Genomic DNA, 18794 nt, shown 5'->3' on the forward strand with positions numbered 1-18794 from the left:
CCGTTGGCAGCAATCATTCATTTACTTCTGCAATGATTTGGAAGCATTCCAATCGTAAGGAGTTTCCTGGTAAACATAATAGTTAAGCCAATTGGAGTATAACAGATTGGCATGAGCTCTCCATTGGATGAATGGGGGTTTGGACGGGTCGTCGTTAGGGTAATAGTTTTTGGGGATATCTATATCCAGTCCCTTTTCAATATCACGATCGTACTCCCATTTTAACGTATTGGAGTCATATTCGGAATGACCGGTAACAAATATTTGTCTGCCATCTTTAGTGGCCGTAATGTACATTCCCGCTTCCTCGGAAACCGACAGCACTTCAAGCTCCTCTATTTGTTCAATATCGTCAATTCTCACTTCCGTATGTCTCGATTGGGGAACGTAAAACACTTCATCGAATCCGCGCAGCAGCTTCACGTTCTGCTTATTTACCACGTGGGGAAACACTCCAAAAATCTTCTTGTCCAGCTTGTACTTGGGAATTCCGTAATGATGGTACAAGCCGGCTTGGGAAGCCCAACATATATGAAGAGTGGAGGTCACGTTCTCTTTGGTCCAGTCCATAATTTGCTGCAGCTCTTCCCAATAATTAACTTCTTCAAAATTTAACTGCTCGACCGGAGCTCCGGTAATGATCATTCCGTCAAATTGCTGATCCTTAATATCGTCAAATGTTTTGTAGAACATTTCCAAATGCTCAAGAGAAGTATTTTTGGACGTATGAGACTTCGGATGCAGCAATACAAATTCAACCTGAAGTGGCGTATTGGCCAGCAGCCGCAGAATCTGCGTCTCCGTCGTTTCTTTCGTCGGCATCAAATTCAGAATGGCAATTTTAAGAGGACGGATGTCTTGGTGAAAGGCCTGCTGTTCACCCATCACAAATATGTTTTCTTGATGCAGAATTTCTTTAGCCGGCAAATGATCGGGAATTTTGATCGGCATCTGAATCCCTCCTTATTCATCATTTGTTTGTCAATTGTGTCATCTTAAAACCAACAACTTGTGGAGAGGGCGTTTTAATGATTAAAAAACCGCCCATCTCATTGAGAAAGGCGGCTTGATTATCCGTGTGTCCTCTCTCATCTCTCAGAAGCGTCTAAGCTTCTGCAAGAATTAGCACCGTGCGCTCCTTGGCTACAAGGAATGTCGGTTGCCGGGTATCATCGGGCTAGTCCCTCCACCTGCTCTTGATAAGAGTTTGCATTATTCAATTAATGAATCTAGTTACAGTCTACTCTAGCCCAAAAAAACCTATCCGTCAAGGGCTGAACGGCAGAGAAAGAAGGAATGGCAGCCATACCCCCTTAACCCGCTTGCCAAAAGCAAACCTCCCCATTCAATATGGCAGGTGTCAGCAACTCATGACTCAAGTCGCGAGTATCCTTTAGCGGATCATGAAGCTTGCAGCCCTTCAAATGATAAGGGGCAGATGGATTCTTGATGGATTTCATCCCGCAGGTTATACTATTCAAGAATTAATGACAAGGTCAGAGGGGTGACGAGCAAATGGACGGAGACCGACCGCGATTATCCGATCGGGATCGGATCATCCACAACATCGCAAGATCGGTCGGGTCCGTTCGTTCCCGTCACTCGCTGAACGTTCGGAGAGCCCGACTGTTTCTTCAGGGGAGAAACAACACGGGAGAGTGATAGCTAATGAAAGCACGCTGGGTGAGAAATGGCGTCTTTACGCCGATGGAAGAGGTAGCCAGCACGATAGCTCCACCGACAGACGGCTTCTATTGGATTGATGCGGATGCGGATGAAATCGAAACGCTGCAGCCTCTATTCCATTTACATGATCTGGCGGTGGAGGATTGCTTGAGCCAGGAGGTTCAGCGGCCGAAGCTTGCTATTTATGAGCACCATTACTTCATGGTCATTAACAGCATTCGATTTGACGATGAAGAAATTTTCCTTCGATCTTTAAATATTTTTTTGGGGAAGCACTTTATCCTTACAGTTACGAAGCAGAAAATTAACGAAATCCGGACAATCAAGCCGCTTTTGCTGGATGAGCAAGCCCATTCTCCATCCCGCTTTCTTTACCACTTACTCGATTTGGTCGTCGATAATTATTTCCTCGTGGCTGATCGGATCGAAGCCCGCATAGAAAAGCTGGAAGAGGATATTCTGATGCATACGAAGAAATCTCACTTGAATGAAATTATAGGCTTGCGCAGTGAAATCTTATGGCTCAAAAAAACGCTTGGCCCTCAAAAGGAATTAATCGCTACCCTGAGCAAAAAAGAACTGAGGCTTATTGACGATCGGCTGCAAAAATATTTCAGTGACATCCACGAAAATGCGGTTAAAATCGCTGAGGAATTCGATACGTTTCGCGATTTAATGGCCAACCTGCGCGAAGCTTATCAATCTAGCCTAGCGAACCGAGCCAACGAAATTATGAGAATTTTTACCGCCTTGACGACCATATTCATGCCACTCACGTTCATCACCGGGATTTATGGGATGAACTTCGACGATCTTCCCGGACTGGATATTCCGGGCTTTGACTTTATCGTACTCATTGGCATGGTCATTGTCGCTATCACTATGCTATTTATTTTTAGGAAGAAGGACTGGCTTTAGAGCCTGTCCTTCTTCATTCCTCATAAGATTGAGGCACGCTCTACCCGAAGATCACCCCGCTTGCTTGCGGTATTTAAGACGATAAAGACGGAGCCAGTTATAAATTTGGCCGACATCCCGCTGCTTTAATTCCTCCTCGGAATAGAGCTCCTGCACAACCGGCTTCAAGTAGTGGTCCCCCATATCCCGAAACAGCCGTTCCGCTTCCTGCTGTTCTGTTTTTCCGATCGCTCGCAGCTCTAGGTCTATGACAGGACTGACATCATAGCCTTCACGATCCAATTCCTCCACCAGTAAGATAAGCTCCCGCCGCTCCATCGATAGAATCCGGCCGATTTCGTTCAAGGCTTCCCCTTGACTGATCGCTTGAAGCAGCTTTTGCTTTAATTCCTTTTTCTTCTCTCCGGCTGCGGCTTTTCTCTCATGCTGCTCCACCAGCCAGTTCTCAAAAGATCCGGGATCCACCTTTTCCTTCACCCAATTCAACGGAAAGGATGTGCTTCTTGCTACCGGTTTAAGCTGCTGCACCAATTGTTCTCCGTAGCTGGACAGCCGCTGCTCTCCGAAACCCGGAATCTGCTTTAATTCGTCTATTGTATGGGGAACAAAGGCGCTAAGCATTTGCAGAATCCGGTTGGTCGCAATTATAAAGGCTGATTTGCCCTCCTTCGCTGCCTGTTCTTTTCTCCATTGCTTCAACTTCTCGTATAAATCGGACCGTCCATGGGTCTCGCTGTAAAATTGCAGCATCTGTGAGAAACTTCCGCGCAGCCCCCTTCCCCTCCTCATATCTGTCCCTTGAACAAGTGGAATATAGTTCTCTTTGAATTTGGCCGCGAGCCCTTCACGGAAACTATCCAGCGCTTCGTTCCACATCGAACCTTCGTACCAGGCCTCCCTTACGGTATGTCCCTCCTCCTTCTCCTCATTCCAAAAAACATGCCATACTCCATGCTCTTCATAGATGGACACAAGAGCAGAACGGACTCGATTCTCCCCCGTCGCTTTCTCCAATGTGTTGCAAAAAATCAGATTCATCCCTATTCCTCCTCATTAAATGGATTCGCGGATAAATAAAAAAGCACCCCTCTTATTAAAGTTAATAAGAGAGGTGCTTCCTCCGCGTCAAATATATGTAACTCTATTATACTACATTAGGAATGGAATGCAATTGCTAAATTTAATAATTTGCGCAACAACCCCTCTCCGCGATTAACTTTCCTTCTCCCCGATATGTTAAGATGTAAACAATCGGACTATGGATGGACTGTTATCCGGTCCATCCGTCAGCGTAGGGCTGACAGCTATTTTTAAGGGCGGAGGGAAAGCCATGCTGGATAAAGAAATTGACTTTTTATACGATGCGACAGAAGAAACATCGACAAGATTTGTCTGCTTTGTGAGCGAGAGCATGAAACGTTTTGATCTTGCCATCACGTCCTCCAATCGATTCTACGGTAAAAAGCTGGTTACGGATATTCAATACGGGATTACCGCTATATTAGGTCCGGACGATGTCGAGGAAGAAGGGTGCTTGGAACGGCTATTCCGATTGTCGGAGGAAGAAGCGGCGGATTTGCGCTCTTTCTTGGGTCAAATTATCGGAACGGTAAATTTTACCGATATTTGACAATAGGTCATACCTGCAACCAAACGGGGAAAGCTAAGTTAGTGAATATTTCCCGGAGGTGGATCATGAAAGAAGGCTTTATTAAAGAAAATCGGACGGAGAATACGGATTTGGCCACGGTAGAATCACAGAGGAATGATCTGACTGCCGAAGAGTTTCCGGAAGGTCCTTATGGGTCCAGCCTGCAGACAGAGTCATTAGGCAAGAGCTCTCCTTGGAGACAAGATCAACGTCCCCCGAACACCTTCAGCTATGAAAACCGCGAGCTTCATGAAGGAATGCAGCGGAACTTTCCTGAGGATCACGAAACGCATGATGAACCTAAGGAAGATTAATCCGGTTGTCCTCAACCTCGCTATCAAACAAGAAATGGACGCCTTCCTGAGGCGTCCATTTTGTTTGAATCCATTAAATTTTCATAACCCCGCCGGTGCTGGCCGAGGTGACCAGCTTCGAATATCTGGCTAGATAACCGGTCGTTACCTTCGGCTCGAAGCCTTTCCAGTTCGCTTTGCGGCGTTCCATTTCCTCGTCGCTGATTTGCAGTTCGATCTTACGGTTGACCAGATCCAGTTCAATGATGTCCCCGTCTTCGACGAAAGCGATCGGTCCGCCTTCTGCGGCTTCGGGCGAAATATGACCGATGCTGATTCCACGGGAGGCTCCCGAGAAGCGGCCATCCGTAATGAGACCGACTTTGGCACCGAGACCCATTCCTACGATTTGGGAGGTCGGAGCGAGCATCTCGGGCATTCCAGGTCCGCCCTTCGGCCCTTCGTAACGAATGACCACGACATCTCCTTCCTTCACCTTGCCGTTGGCGATACCGTACAGAGCATCCTCCTGCGAATCGAAGCAGACCGCAGGACCGACATGGCGGCCGCCTACTTCCGGATCAACCGCTCCGACTTTGATAATGCTTCCGTTCGGAGCCAAATTACCGAAGAGAACGGCCAATCCGCCCTGTTCACTGTGGGGGTTATCCAACGGACGAATAACATCGGTATTCAGAATCTCGCAGCCTTCCACGTTCTCTTTCAATGTTTTGGCAGTTACGGTCAAGCAGTCCCCGTTAAGCACTCCGGGCTTCTTCAACAGTTCATTAATAATCGCGCTGACGCCGCCCGCATTATGCACATCCTCGATATGATAATCGGAGGCAGGAGCGATTTTCGCCAGATGCGGCACACGCTTGGCCACTTCGTTGATCCGCTCGATCGGATACTCGAACCCTGCTTCATGGGCAAGAGCCAGCGTATGAAGCACTGTATTCGTAGAACCGCCCATCGCCATATCCAGAGCAAAGGCGTTGTCAATCGCTTCAATCGTTACAATGTCACGCGGCTTGATGTCCTTCTCGATAAGCTCCATCAATTGCTTCGCCGAACGCTTGACGAACTCTTTACGCGCTTCATCGACAGCCAGAATCGTTCCGTTGCCCGGCAGTGCAATACCTAAACCTTCCGCCAAGCAGTTCATCGAGTTGGCGGTGAACATTCCGGAACAGGAGCCACAGGTCGGGCAGCCGTACTGCTCCAGCTCCTCCAGTCCTTGCTCGTCGATTTTACCCGCTTGGAAAGCTCCGACGCCTTCAAAAACGGAGGACAACGAAATCGAGCGGCCATTCTTGTCTTTACCAGCCTTCATCGGGCCGCCGCTTACAAAAATAGTCGGGATATTGACGCGCAGGGCGCCCATCATCATGCCTGGAGTAATCTTGTCACAGTTCGGGATACAGACCATTCCATCGAACCAGTGGGCAGCGACAACCGTTTCTAAAGAATCGGCAATGATTTCGCGGCTCGGCAGCGAATAGCGCATTCCGATATGTCCCATAGCAATTCCATCGTCCACGCCGATCGTATTGAATTCGAACGGAACTCCGCCGGCTTCTCTGATCGCTTCTTTAACGATTTTACCGAACTCCTGGAGGTGGACGTGTCCGGGAATAATATCTACATAAGAGTTACAAACAGCGATAAACGGTTTGTCGAAATCCTCTTCCTTAACACCTGCGGCACGCAGCAAGCTGCGGTGTGGCGCGCGGTCGAAGCCTTTCTTAATCATATCGCTTCGCATCTTGGGCTTTTGTGTCATGCTGGCAAATCCTCCTGACCTGTAATATAAAAAATAAGAGCGGAGAGATTTCCGCTTCTATACAGCTATTAATCTATTAAATTGTATCATGTTTAGCAAGATTTAAACAATCCCCGTTCTGATTACAAATTAGCCGGTGGAACCGATCAGGCTTCCGTTTCCGCGACCCGGACAAATACGCGCTGCCGATGGTTTTCCACAACAACCGGTGTTTCAAAAAATTCACTCAACGTCGCGGTCTCCAGAATATGCTCGGTCTCGCCGCTTCGAATCACTTCCCCCCGTCTTAACAGCAGAGTATGGCTGAAGGCAGGAACAATTTCCTCCGTATGGTGAGTTACGTAAATAAGCGTAGGGGTTTCTTCCTGCTGCGACAAATCCTGAATGCTGTCCAGCAGCTTCTCCCGCGAGAATAAGTCCAGCCCGTTGCAGGGCTCGTCCAGTATTAAAATTTGCGGATCCGCCATTAACGCCCGGGCGATAAGGATTTTCTGCTTCTCCCCTTGGGAGCAGGTCAAAAACTGACGGTCCCACAAATGAGCGCAGTCCAAAGAGCGCATCAGTTCTTCGGCGCGGCTCAGATCTTCGTCGGACAAACGTTGATATAACCCGATTGTAGCGTATTTGCCGCTAATGACAACATGCTGGGCTTTATCACTTCTATACAGTCTCTCCTGCAAAGACGAGCTGACCCAGCCAATGGACTTGCGGAGGTCTCGCAAATCGACGGTTCCAAACTTCTTGCCCAGCACGGACAGCGTCCCCTGACTCGGCCAGATATACCCATTGATCATATTCAAAATGGTCGTCTTCCCCGATCCGTTCAGTCCCAGCATCGCCCAATGCTCTCCCGGCCGAACCGTCCAACTGACATTATTCAGCAGCACCTGGCTGCCTTTGTTCCAGTAGACTCCTTGCATATCAATAACATTTTCCACAATGGCAACCTCTTTCCGGCAGTTAGTCTTCGGCATCGCCTGAAATCGGCTAGCCGTCATCTGTTTTTATGGTTACATTGTAAAGAAGTTGTCTGGAAATGTCGATGTGAAAAGTGCTAATTGATCGGGCAACTTTTGCTATAATATTAGTGGTGATGTATATGAAAATGGAAATCACGACAGAGCGGCTGGAATTAATCCGGTACGACGAAGAGTTCGTCAATACTCCCCATGTTCATGAGGACTGGTATCAGATAACGATACCGATACGCGGAACCTGCGTTCTGACCCAACAAAACAGAACCTATCGGCTGAAGCCTGGTTCGAGCCTTCTCCAACGACCGAGCGACGTGCATCATTTTCATATCGGGGCTAATGATGGGGTCATCATTATTAAAGTCCAGCAAAGCCTGATTTCCAGTCGTTTCGACGGCCGGGCGGCAGACATTGCTCCTAAGCAGCAGTTCGATCCCCGGGAAGTAGCAGAACGATTCCGCTCCTGGACCTCCGCATTCTGTATGCATGACGTCCAGAATTCTATATCCACCGAGAGCGAAGTGCTTCATTACCTAAGAGGATCCTTGAAAACGACTTCGCCCGCTGAAACCGGCCTTCCCGTTCAAGGCTCAGCCGATACGCAGATAGCTGGCGTTTTTGCATACATCCATGAGCATTACACGACTCCGATAGCTATCGACACTTTAGCTTCCATTGCCCTGCAGAGCCGGTTTCATTTTATCCGTACGTTCAAGCAGGCAGCCGGTTTAACACCGTATCAATATATTTTGCAGCTAAGAGTAGAGGCGGCCAAGAAGCAGCTTAGACAAACTGCGGCTACGATCACTAGTATCAGCGCGAGCCTCGGATTTTCATGCGCCAGCCAGTTTTACCGGGCGTTCGTCAAAGCAGTAGGGATGACCCCCGTGCAGTACCGGCATCGTTGGAACGGTTCCTGAACCTTCAATGGCTCAAAGCCACAACAAAGGCTGGCGAATAGCCATGTTCCTGCGAATCTCCGGATCGGCCGGATCAGGGTCGAGCGAACGCCATAACTGCACGTACTGGCTATCTCCAAGTGCCAATCCCGTGAACAAAAGCCCGGACACCGCTGCGGGCCAGCCTTCGTCATGCTCCACATCGGGGGGATGGGGCCAGCTTGTTTTGTCCACCAAATAAGGGTACAGATAATCGAGTCCCTTGCGAATCCCTCTTCCGTCCTCCAGACGGAAATCCCATAAGTCATCCTCGGGAGTGGACAGCACTTGACACAGGGTGATCATATTGTCGAGAACGAAAATCGAATACCCGTAGGGCTTCGTCCGTGCCAGTTCCCGGGGGAAGCTGCCGTCCACCGCCATCTGATCGGGCAGCAGGGTGTTTTTATACTGGTTCCTGCAATAAGCCAACATCTCCTCATCCCCGACCAAGCTGGCAAAAACAGCAGCCTGCACATACCAGCAAACGCCATGATTATTATCCGCATTCATTTCCTCTATCCCGTATGGATGAGTCCGCATCCAATGCAAATAATCAGAGAACCAGCGCTTTAAACCAGAACTAATCTCTTCCGTCATTGCCGGTGAGACGCGCAATTTAGCCACAGCCGCGGGAACATCGATCAGATGCAGCGTATCGATAATGCCGATTCCCCGGCCAGAGCAGATTCCAGGGATGGCCTGGGCATAGAGCAGGTGGGGATTCATCCGGGTCTCCTCATCAAGAAAAAATTGCTTAAGCAGCAGGATGGCTCTCTCCGCAAAGTTCTCCTCGTTCGTCACCACATAACCGGCGGCCAGATGAGCCACATTCGTCCTTAAGCTGCGCAGAATTTGCCTATGCTCGTTAAAGCTGCCGGGATTCGATTCCCCGTCTCTGCGCACATAAGGCAACCCGTCTGGAGTATCGGGATTAGGCCACCAGTAATCTCCATTGGAATAATAGTCGTGAATCCCTCCCTCACTCATGGGTGCCACTGCATCGGTAATATGCATGGGTGTGGCGTTCATGGCCTCCTCTGCTTTGGTTACAACCCATTTTGGGTCTAACCAACCCCCTAGCCTAGCTTTTTGCATGCTGTAGCCTCCTCATAGTGGTTTAATGAACTCAACTTTCGCAGCTTGGATTTAGAACAAAATTAATGCCCGGAAACACATGAGTAGGGATAGGAATCCGTGCCGTGCGCAGCCACTGCCTTATTCAATACTCCATGGATTCAATCACAACATGCCGTTTGAGCCCATTTTGCCTCCGCGATTGGAAGCAGCCGCTTGAAAGCCCAAAAGACATGCGGAAATGCATGTCCATTTGCGGGAATCCAGTAAATAACGAAGAAGACAGGCAAAAGTGCATGTCATTCCCTACCTAAAGCGGAAAATCGGCCAAATCGATAAATTTAACTGCACAATTGCATGTCATTAGATGTCATTAGCTGATTTAACTAAAAACCTCCTCAAGACCTGCATTATTTACAGGCGGATCGCCCTCTTTTTCGCCCGTTTTATAAGGTTACTGCGAATTATAAGCCAATTCACGGCCTGTTTAAAAGAGGGATTATTTTATGATCCATGTACGAAACGGTCACCCTTCCGCCTCGATCCCGAGACATTTCAGAAGCTTCCCGATATGGCCCGCCAGAGCCTGTTCATATTCCCCTTCATTCGCGCTCAATGTGCGGAACAGTTCCTCCTTAAACAGAGAATTCCCCTTCTCGTCTGCAGCCTGAAGCAGTGATATGGAGCAGTTGCCCGGCGTTATTATCGTTCATATAATCGGGCAGTTCCTCGTCCGGCAAGACATGGCGATCAACCGGTACGTCCGCCCGCAAAAAAAAGCCGCTTCCCTTGAAGATAGGGAAGCGAAGAATAGGGGTTATAAAGATGAATCCGAATGGATTACGAAGTTAGCTTTAGTTAAATGCGGGCCGGCTCTCCGGTTTGTCCTCCTGCCGCATCCCCCGGCTGATTGCCTTTACCAAGTTTTTTGAACCAGTTGCGGACGAAGGGGATGAGATAGTAATCTACACCCCATTTACCAGCGTTGGCGCCAGCTACGAACACCAGACCGCCAAGGAGTACCATCCAGGGGTTAGTCGAAATCGTTCCGGCGAAGAGGAACATGAAGTTCATCAAGAGTCCGAAGAATGCGGCCGCTGTCGTTACCGCTCCGAGGATCAACCCCAGCCCTACCAGAAATTCGCCCCAAGGGATCATAAAGTTAAACAGCTTCACGTTTGGCAATGCAAACTTCTCAAGGAAAGCCGTAAACGTCGGATAGACCAGCTCCTGGGTAGCTTTGTCAGCGACGGGATTATTGACCGCCCCTTGAAGGTATCCACCGGCATTGAACGGTTGGCCTCCAAAGATTTTACCCCACCCGGCTGTCATCCATTGCCACCCGAGGTACACCCGGAGAAGGAGCAAAGCTACCGACGCATATTTGTTTTCTCTCAACCATTTAATCATGATCGTTCAACTCCTGTCCTTTGTATTGAGATCCTCCCTTACTCGAGTGGCACATTAATTGGTGAATGTTTTCACATTGTATTCCATGCTGCTCACTTGTTTTTTTATTATTCGGGGGGAGGTGATCTCCTTGCTTTTACTTTACAACATTTTTGCTGCTATGGATGTGATTTTTTTCACAAAATAGTGAACTTGTGCTTTATTTCACAATACATTCACAATTGCAGCCCTTTTATTTGTCATAAAGGCTCTATCTTGCTCCTTTGGGGCGGATTGATGAACGGAGAGCTGTTCTCCCAAACTCTTTTGACTGCAAGTCTTGTCAGCTCATCCCGGCTTTTTTCTCTTTAACCTAACTTGTGGTAACCTATTATTACGAGATAGGAATGAAAAGCGGGAGCTCGAGGATGGCGGATGTTCGATGTCGTTCGGCTCTCTCCGGCATCCTCCTTAATCACCGGAAGGCTTATTTGAACATCCATGAGAGTTTGGCCGGATGTTACTCGGCAACCTGGACGAGCATTCGCCCGTATAATGGGTAAGAATAATAAGGGGGGCGTATAGAATGAGCAGGATATTGCTCGTGGAAGACGAGAAAGTGATGGCCAAGAACATTGCCTTCTTCCTGGAAAAGGAAGGCTATCAAATCGATATCGCTTATGATGGACAAACCGGATTGGACATGTTCCAGAAGGCCGCATACGATCTGCTGCTGCTGGATTGGACGCTGCCCAGAATGGACGGATTGGAGCTGTGCAAGACGGTTCGCAAGCTATCCAACGTGCCTATCATGATGATCACGGCTAAAGAGGAAATTATGGACAAGGTGGTCGGACTGGAGGTAGGCGCCGACGATTATGTCACCAAGCCGTTCCATCAGCGCGAGCTTCTGGCGAGAATCCATGCGCTCCTTCGCCGGCATCAGGTGCAGCCCTCCTCCGCCTCCTCCGATAATACAGTGGAATACGCCGACCTCCAATTGGACAAAGCGAGATTGCTGCTGAACTGCGGAGGGAAAAGCACCCCGCTCACAGCTAACGAATATAAGCTTCTGGAGGCGATGATGCGGCATCCGGAGCATGTATACAGCCGCGAGATGCTGTTCGAGCAAGTCTGGGGAATGACTTCCGGCTTCAGTGACCGGACGGTGGATGTCAACGTCAGCCGGCTGCGCAAAAAGATAACGGAGCTGACCGGCAAAAAATATTTGCACGCTGTGCGAGGAATGGGCTACCGGTTCGGTGGTGACGGATGAAGCTGCATGCACGGCTATGGGTGACGTTCTCGCTGCTGATCGTTGTCGTCAGCTTGATTCTATATATTTTTATTATCAAGGTATACGAAGCCCGCATGCTGGAAGGCCAGAAGCAATTAATCGTCTCGCAAGGGTATTCCGTCGTCGATAAGATCAGCGGGACTCTGCCCCGTTTTCCCGAGCGTACGGAAGGATACCTCTCCTTCTACAGCAAGCAATTGGACATGCGTCTGTTCGTGCTGCACCCGGATCGGACTGTCTGGTTTGACAGCTTTCGGGAGCTCCCGGAGCATTCCAAGCTCACTCTGGAAATATTAAAAAGCGATGCGTCCCCTCCCGTCGGACTGTACGTGCCTACATCGAGCTACGGGTATGTCCAATATACTATGCTTGAGCTAGATCCGGGAAGAGCGGATTCCGGCTACCTGCTGATGGTCAATAACGTCGATTTTCTATACGAGGACATCCGTTCCTTCCGAATTCAGGTCATTACTATTTTACTGGCTACCGTTATTTTGTTCTTTTTTATATGCTACTTGATCGCTTCCTGGTTCACCAAACCGATCCGTTCCCTGAGCGAGCAAATGAAGAAGATTACTCCGCTTAAAAGGGTCTTCCGTCCCCCTTCCGGGCGCAAAGACGAAATCGGGGAGCTGGCCGTCGAAATTGGCGAAATGGTAAGCGAGTTAAACCGTTACGATCAAAGACAGAAGCAATTCATGAGCTCTTCCTCTCATGAGCTCAAAACCCCTTTGGCGACTATGCAGCTCATCTGCGAGAATCTGCCCTACGTCCGGGAAGAGAAAGACGCTCATCAGGAATTTCTGAATGACCTCGAGGTTCAGATTGGCAAAATGAAGCATATCGTCGAAAGCATGCTCGACGTCAATCGGATGTGGGACCGCCCGTTGAACCGCATCCGGCTGCAAAGCCAATCTATCGAAGCTCATATCCGGGAGCATTTTCAATTTGTCCTCGATCAGAAAAGTATCCGGTTAAAATTTATAGCGGAGGATGGAGCCTGGTTGGAAGTAGATGAGGAGCTGTTTCATCGGGGACTGGACAATGTCGTATCCAACGCTATCCGTTACTCTCCGGCCAACAGCGAAATTACGGTCGCCGTGAAGCGGCTGGATCTGTTCCGCATGGAGTGCACTGTGTGCGATCAGGGGATCGGCATCTCTGCCGAAGACTTGCCGCAAATCTTCGAGCCTTTCTATCGCTCTCCCGAGGCGGGCGAATGGGATCAGGAAGGAAGCGGACTGGGCCTCACGATCGTCAAGCAGATGGTAGACATGCACGGAGCAGAGATTCGGGTTACCTCGACCCCCGGAGAGGGGACCTGCATAACGATGGTCTTCCGTAACAAAACTGTTACGGAGCCGCCATTTCCATGATACAAACGAACTCTATACTTAAGGTGTACTATAAAAAGGAGGGAACCAACATGAGAGAGAGAAATACGAACAAATGGATGAAGCTTGCTTTAGCCACGGCCTGTGCGGCGGTAATAGCGACAGGATGCGCTCAAGGCGGCAAAACTCCTGAGCCGGGCAATGCCGCACCGGTACCGAGCCAACAGCCGAATAATCCGGAAGAGAACAACGAAACGAATATTGCACCGAAGCCGAATGAAGATAAAGAAGTCGTCAAAAAAACCGTCACTCTCTACTTCGCCGATAAAGATTTGATGGAAATTTTCGCCGTGGATCGGGAGGTCGAAGCGGAGGAAGAGCAAAATTTGCCGTTGGCCGCCTTGGAGTCCTGGATTAGCGGTCCGAAGAACGACAAATTGGGCAACCTGGTTCCGCCGGGAGTCTTGGTGGAATATGTGAAGGACGAGAATGGAGTAGCTCAGGTCAGCTTCTCCAAGGAATTGAAAAACGCTAACCTTGGATCGGGGGGCGAGATGTTCCTCCTCGACCAAATCACCCTCACTATGAAGCAATTCGGTTACGATTCGACCCAAATACTAATCGAAGGCGAGAAGGATGAGTCTCTGCTTGGACATGTTACCACATCGGAGCCATTACCAGCGGGAGATCCAAGCCAGTACAAAAAACTGGAGGAATAGAGCCCTTCTAACCTCCTGTCCTGATCCAAACGTACTTTAATTCTCATCGTTAGAGAAAATTCTGCCACTCACTGCCTTGTATTGCCGGAGCCTACTGACTTGTTATCAACGAGTTCTGTAGGCTCCGGCTTTTTTACATTCCGTTAGCAAGTATTTACAATTCCGCATATTAGAGGTATAAAAAATGAGAACAGCATCTATCGCAGGCTTTTCTAAAGGTCCTGCTGAAATTCATCCTTAAGGTCGGCTTTCCTTGGGATGTAAGAACATCTAATCTAACGAACATACTTAAAAGCTACGCATTCCTTTGGACAGGAGACTACCCAATGAATCCTACTATTCCCCTATCGGGCCCGGGCGGGCATCGTCCGGTCACCATCATAGCCATCGTTACCGCGCTGTGCTTGCTGGGAGACTCGATGCTGTACATCGTGCTTCCCATCTATTGGCGGGAGATCGGCCTCGATGCCTTGTGGCAGGTCGGAGTGCTTCTGTCTATCAACCGCTTTGTGAGACTTCCCTTGAACCCGTTCATCGGCTGGCTCTATAACAAAATGTCCCTTAGAACCGGGATATTTGCAGCCGTTCTTCTCAGCTCGGTCACTATGATGGGTTACGGGCTATGGAAGGGATTCGTCGTCTGGCTCGTGCTTCGCAGCGTATGGGGCTTGGCCTGGTCTCTGCTGCGTATGGGCGGGTATTTCACCGTTATTAATTATTCAGATGATACGAACCGGGGACGCCTGATGGGACGCTATAACGGCCTGTCTCGCCTGGGAAGCTTGTTCGGCATGCTGCTGGGCGGCGTATTGACACCTATTATCGGAATTCAGGGAATTTCCATCGCCTTCGGAGTGGTTGCCCTGACGAGTCTTCCTTTGGTATTCCTTTCGATCCCCCATTCCATCTCGGAGAGCGAACCGAGCCGCCGCCGCTCCCCCAAGGAGCCCGGCTCGATATGGACCGGAGCCGTCATTAGAGTTATCTTGGCCGGACTGGGCCTATCCCTTCTATGGACGGTACTCGGCTCAACGTTAAGTTTATTGATCGATTCGAACTATCCCCAGCCGTATATCTTCGGGTTCATCATGACAAGCACAGCTCTCGCTGGAGTCCTTCAGGCTATCCGTTGGGTGTGGGAACCGTTCCTCGCTTCATGGATCGGACGACGCTCGGACGGTCCGAAGGGGCGGCTGCCGATGTTCATCTTCGCGCTGCTTGCATCGGCGGCAGGGTACGCGCTGGTTCCTTGGCCAATGCCGTTATTCCTCTGGTGCTTCGTCATCCTGTTCGTTATGATGTGCGGTACAGCGATTACGACCTTGATGGATGCATTGGCATCTGATGCCGCCCGGGCCACCTCCGTCATTGCTGTCATGACGGCTTATTCCGTAGCCACCGATCTGGGAGCCGCCCTCGGTCCTATGCTCGTCTACTTATTCGCCAACCTGAACCATGGCTTATTTTATACTTACTTGGGCAGCGCTCTTTGCTTTTTGCTGATTGCCTTGTCGTACCGGCCTCTTCTAAGCCGACAATCACAGTCCGTCCCGAGTAGAATGAATTTTCCCCGCTAGCTTTTCCTAACAATAGGAAGTTCGTGTTCGCTTTCCCGGCTGACTCAATCATCTGCTCCAGTTGTTTTATGCAGCATGCGGCGATTAGGCAATTCAGTCAGCTCATCAGAGCCCCGGAACTTATAAATTCTATAATAGTAAAAAAGGAGACTCCTATCGAAGAGAAATGGAACGATAGGAGTCTTATTCATCGGTTCTTCTGCCATAATGGTCATCAGGCTTTCTCGTTTGTTCTCAAGGATGTCGTCATCTACCCCGGAAAAGCCAATTTGCCCATGATGACCGGTACCTCCGCTCCCGTAGCGGAAGGCAAATTGTTAGCGACCCCATGAATGGCGTTGTTCGCGAACAGCGCGAAGGCGATCGCTTCCTTCGCGTCGCCGGACACGCCCAACTCGTCGGAGACGAGAATGCGCTGGTCCGGCAGCAGCTCGCCAAGCTGGCGCAGCAGCGTGGCGTTGCGGGCTCCGCCGCCGCTGACGATGATTTCCTCTACCGCATACAGCGGGAAGAGGAAATCACGGTAGCTGTCGGCGATCGACTGCGCCGTGAACGCCGTGAACGTGGCGATCACGTCCTCCGGCGCGAGGCCGCGCGCAGCCGCCTTCCCCAGCCACTCCGCCGCATACGCCTTGCCGAACATTTCTCGGCCCGTCGTCTTCACCGGAGGCTGGCGGAAGTACGGGTGGCGCAGCATCTCGCCGAGCAGGCGCGCGTCCGCCTCCCCCTGCGCCGCCCACGCCCCGCCGTCGTCATAGCTCCTCGCCCCGTCCGACAGCTGATAGACCGCCTGGTCTATCAGCATGTTGCCGGGGCCGGTGTCGAAAGCGACGACCTGCTCGGGGCGGGCGGCGGCGGGGATGGCGGCGCAGTTGCCGATGCCTCCGATGTTCTGGACGATCCGCCCGCGGCGATCGTCCCGGAACAGAAGGTAATCGGCATACGGCGTAAGCGGCGCGCCTTGACCGCCCACCGCCATATCGGCGGTGCGGTAATCGCCGACGACCGGCAGGCCGGTCTCCTTCGCGATGACCGACAGGTCGCCGATTTGCAGCGTGGAGCGGACGAAGCCCGGCTCGTCGGCGGGGATATGCCAGACGGTCTGGCCATGCGAGCTGACCAGATCGATGTCAGCCAGCGTCATCCCCGCCTCGGCCACGACCTTGCGGACCGCATCGGCAAATTGCCGGCCAAGCTCGAAATTCATCGAGCAGACGCCCGCCGTGTTAGAGCGGTCCAGCGTGCACAGCTCCTTCAGCCGCTCGCGCAGCCCGTCCTCGTAAGGCAGCGTGGCAAAATGCAGCAGCTTCGTCCGCGAGTCGGAGCCGACTCCCTCGATCCGGACTATCGCTGCATCGATTCCGTCCAGCGACGTGCCCGACATAAGCCCGATCACGAGCTTAGCCGATTTGGCGGTTATAGCATTCAACGTATTGATCATATAAACACCCCTCCCTGCAGCCATGGCTCCTCTCGCTGAATCATCCCTCTCCGTAAATCAAAAAGGGCTTTCTGCGCTCGCACCACTCGGCGGCTTCCTCCCTCCATTGCGCAATGAGCTCCTGCAAACCGGACGGTTCATGCAGCTTCGTTCGGACCGCATCGCTTCCTGTAAGCAGGTCGATAAACGGCTTGCCGCCCTCCTTAAAGGGAGGCAGCCACTCGAACTTCTCGGGATGCAGACGCTGGACCTCCTTCAACAGATGCAAACCAGCCGTAACCGAACGAAATTCGCGACGATCCGTCACGAACAATTGCACTCCCGCGCACAGCTCTCCTTGATGCTTGGAGAAGGTGGGGGTAAAATACATCGGGCAAAAGCGAACCCCCGGGAGATTCCGCTCATTCATAATTTCCGCCAGTTGTCTGGCATCGAGCCACGGGGCTCCGATCAGCTCGAACGGACGGGTCGTTCCCCGCCCTTCCGACAGGTTCGTCCCTTCAAACAAGCAGGTTCCGGGATAGACCCGGGCAGAATCGAGGGTGGGAATGTTCGGAGAGGGCATGATCCAGGGAAGTCCGGTGTCAGTGTATTCCATTCCTCTGTGCCAGCCCTCCATCGGCACTACCTGAAGTCGGCACGGCGTATCGGTCTCCGCATTGATCAAGGCGGCAAATTCTCCGATCGTCATCCCTGTGCGGAACGGAATCGGCCAGCCCCCGACCATCGACCGGTAGCCTTCGCGCAGAATGCCCCCTTCACACACTTCGCCTCCAAGCGGATTGGGCCGGTCCAGCACGATCATTTCCTTGCCGCTCTCGGCACACGCGGCCATCGTGTAAATAAGCGTCGTCAAGTAAGTATAGAAGCGGACCCCTAAATCCTGAATATCAAAAACAACGGCATCGACCTGAGCGAGCATCTCCGCCTCCGGTTTTCTTCGTTTTCCATACAGACTGTACACTGGAATACCATACTGCTCATCGGTTTCGTCCTCGAACAGCACTCCGGCTTGGCGCTCTCCGCGGATACCATGCTCGCAAGCGAACAAAGCTGTCAGCTTCGCGGTCTGCAGCCTCGCGCAAACATCGATTACCGATTCTAACGAAGAGGTTCTACCTGTCGGATTTGTCAGCAGTCCGATTCTTTTTCCTTCCACAAAGCTCCGCTCCACTTCCAGCAATCGATCTGCTCCAGTCTGAACCCTGATCCTGCTCATCCTGTTCCCTCCTTACTTTCTACTGAGATCATAAGATAATGACCGCAATCGCTGATCCACCAATACTCCGATGGAACGACTATTTCGCTTACCTTGCCACTAATCCTTCTTTCTCAGCTTGCCTTCTTTCTCATCTTATGCTCTATATTCGGTCATCCATGCCCTGAGAATCCGGCGGCTTAACACTTCTTATTGCCGTCCCACACCCGCATTAATTGGAATCGCTTCCATCCACAAATAATTATAAGTTGTATAAAATAAAATTTCAATAATAAAATTAATTTATGAAATATAATTTTACATTCTTCATTTTTTTTCGTATACTCATATCAGGCTAGATCTCTTCTATTTAGAATCTATTCTTTTATAATGAACGAATGCAGGATGAATTTGTGTAATATAAATACTAGTATCCGATATTCAAAGAGAATGCCTTCTCAATCTATCGGAAAACGATCATTCCAGACAGTATCCATGCAATGCAATTAACATTATAGA

The 18794-nt window shown here is 50.5% G+C and carries 18 protein-coding genes and 1 riboswitch; of the genes, 9 read left to right on the forward strand and 9 right to left on the reverse strand.

Annotated features, from left to right (window positions below; all coding sequences use genetic code 11):
• Positions 1–21: 21 nt before the first annotated feature.
• Positions 22–951, reverse strand: a complete 930-nt coding sequence (gene metA, locus KJS69_RS17440; RefSeq protein ID WP_213585071.1) for a homoserine O-acetyltransferase MetA — start codon at positions 949–951, stop codon at positions 22–24.
• 134 nt (positions 952–1085) lie between these two features.
• Positions 1086–1206: riboswitch (SAM riboswitch) on the reverse strand.
• A 309-nt stretch (positions 1207–1515) separates the two neighbouring features.
• On the opposite strand from metA, the gene KJS69_RS17445 reads away from it, so the two are divergent.
• Together KJS69_RS17445 and corA are read left to right on the forward strand one after the other, a co-directional pair.
• Positions 1516–1662, forward strand: coding sequence for a hypothetical protein (locus tag KJS69_RS17445; protein WP_213585072.1), 147 nt, complete (start codon positions 1516–1518; stop codon positions 1660–1662).
• A 6-nt stretch (positions 1663–1668) separates the two neighbouring features.
• Positions 1669–2604, forward strand: a complete 936-nt coding sequence (gene corA, locus KJS69_RS17450; protein WP_213585073.1) for a magnesium/cobalt transporter CorA — start codon at positions 1669–1671, stop codon at positions 2602–2604.
• A gap of 51 nt (positions 2605–2655) precedes the next feature.
• On the opposite strand, the gene KJS69_RS17455 is transcribed toward corA, so the two are convergent.
• Positions 2656–3642, reverse strand: coding sequence for an HRDC domain-containing protein (locus KJS69_RS17455; protein ID WP_213585074.1), 987 nt, complete (start codon positions 3640–3642; stop codon positions 2656–2658).
• 292 nt (positions 3643–3934) lie between these two features.
• Between KJS69_RS17455 and KJS69_RS17460 the strand changes: the two genes are divergently transcribed.
• On the forward strand, positions 3935–4234 hold the full coding sequence (locus tag KJS69_RS17460) for a DUF3055 domain-containing protein (protein ID WP_213585075.1): 300 nt from the start codon (positions 3935–3937) through the stop codon (positions 4232–4234).
• A 65-nt stretch (positions 4235–4299) separates the two neighbouring features.
• The gene (locus KJS69_RS17465; protein WP_213585076.1) at positions 4300–4569 is read left to right on the forward strand and encodes a hypothetical protein; all 270 of its coding nucleotides are present in this window, start codon (positions 4300–4302) and stop codon (positions 4567–4569) included.
• 73 nt (positions 4570–4642) lie between these two features.
• Here the strand turns inward: KJS69_RS17465 and ilvD are convergent, their stop codons facing one another.
• Both ilvD and KJS69_RS17475 read right to left on the reverse strand, forming a co-directional pair.
• Positions 4643–6331: a dihydroxy-acid dehydratase gene (ilvD, locus tag KJS69_RS17470; protein WP_213585077.1), complete on the reverse strand. Its 1689-nt coding sequence runs from the start codon at positions 6329–6331 to the stop codon at positions 4643–4645.
• 146 nt (positions 6332–6477) lie between these two features.
• Positions 6478–7269, reverse strand: coding sequence for an ABC transporter ATP-binding protein (locus tag KJS69_RS17475; RefSeq protein WP_249730578.1), 792 nt, complete (start codon positions 7267–7269; stop codon positions 6478–6480).
• A gap of 161 nt (positions 7270–7430) precedes the next feature.
• Between KJS69_RS17475 and KJS69_RS17480 the strand changes: the two genes are divergently transcribed.
• Positions 7431–8225 carry an AraC family transcriptional regulator gene (locus KJS69_RS17480; RefSeq protein WP_213585079.1) on the forward strand — a complete coding sequence of 265 codons (795 nt, stop codon included), beginning with the start codon at positions 7431–7433 and terminating at the stop codon, positions 8223–8225.
• A 12-nt stretch (positions 8226–8237) separates the two neighbouring features.
• On the opposite strand, the gene KJS69_RS17485 is transcribed toward KJS69_RS17480, so the two are convergent.
• The 3 genes from KJS69_RS17485 to KJS69_RS17495 all read right to left on the reverse strand — a co-directional run bounded on the left by KJS69_RS17485 (position 8238) and on the right by KJS69_RS17495 (position 10730).
• Complete coding sequence (locus tag KJS69_RS17485; RefSeq protein ID WP_213585080.1) at positions 8238–9341, reverse strand: alginate lyase family protein; 1104 nt, start codon at positions 9339–9341, stop codon at positions 8238–8240.
• Between the two features lie 614 nt (positions 9342–9955).
• Positions 9956–10093 carry a hypothetical protein gene (locus KJS69_RS17490; RefSeq protein WP_213585081.1) on the reverse strand — a complete coding sequence of 46 codons (138 nt, stop codon included), beginning with the start codon at positions 10091–10093 and terminating at the stop codon, positions 9956–9958.
• A gap of 85 nt (positions 10094–10178) precedes the next feature.
• Complete coding sequence (locus KJS69_RS17495; protein ID WP_213585082.1) at positions 10179–10730, reverse strand: DoxX family protein; 552 nt, start codon at positions 10728–10730, stop codon at positions 10179–10181.
• Between the two features lie 565 nt (positions 10731–11295).
• On the opposite strand from KJS69_RS17495, the gene KJS69_RS17500 reads away from it, so the two are divergent.
• The 4 genes from KJS69_RS17500 (at position 11296) to KJS69_RS17515 (ending at position 15636) form a co-directional block, all read left to right on the forward strand.
• Positions 11296–11985, forward strand: a complete 690-nt coding sequence (locus KJS69_RS17500; protein ID WP_213585083.1) for a response regulator transcription factor — start codon at positions 11296–11298, stop codon at positions 11983–11985.
• Positions 11982–13382, forward strand: a complete 1401-nt coding sequence (locus KJS69_RS17505; RefSeq protein ID WP_213585084.1) for a sensor histidine kinase — start codon at positions 11982–11984, stop codon at positions 13380–13382. Before KJS69_RS17500 ends, KJS69_RS17505 begins: the two co-directional genes overlap by 4 nt.
• A 50-nt stretch (positions 13383–13432) precedes the next feature.
• Positions 13433–14059: a GerMN domain-containing protein gene (locus tag KJS69_RS17510; RefSeq protein WP_213585085.1), complete on the forward strand. Its 627-nt coding sequence runs from the start codon at positions 13433–13435 to the stop codon at positions 14057–14059.
• A 326-nt stretch (positions 14060–14385) separates the two neighbouring features.
• The gene (locus KJS69_RS17515; RefSeq protein WP_213585086.1) at positions 14386–15636 is read left to right on the forward strand and encodes an MFS transporter; all 1251 of its coding nucleotides are present in this window, start codon (positions 14386–14388) and stop codon (positions 15634–15636) included.
• A 250-nt stretch (positions 15637–15886) separates the two neighbouring features.
• Here the strand turns inward: KJS69_RS17515 and KJS69_RS17520 are convergent, their stop codons facing one another.
• Both KJS69_RS17520 and KJS69_RS17525 read right to left on the reverse strand, forming a co-directional pair.
• Positions 15887–17077, reverse strand: a complete 1191-nt coding sequence (locus KJS69_RS17520; RefSeq protein ID WP_213585087.1) for an anhydro-N-acetylmuramic acid kinase — start codon at positions 17075–17077, stop codon at positions 15887–15889.
• A 40-nt stretch (positions 17078–17117) separates the two neighbouring features.
• Positions 17118–18296 (reverse strand): exo-beta-N-acetylmuramidase NamZ family protein, encoded by a 1179-nt coding sequence (locus tag KJS69_RS17525; protein WP_213585088.1) that lies wholly within the window; start codon positions 18294–18296, stop codon positions 17118–17120.
• Positions 18297–18794: the final 498 nt, after the last annotated feature.

Origin of the sequence: Paenibacillus sp. J2TS4 (assembly GCF_018403245.1) — a bacterium.
GTDB lineage: Bacteria > Bacillota > Bacilli > Paenibacillales > NBRC-103111 > Paenibacillus_L.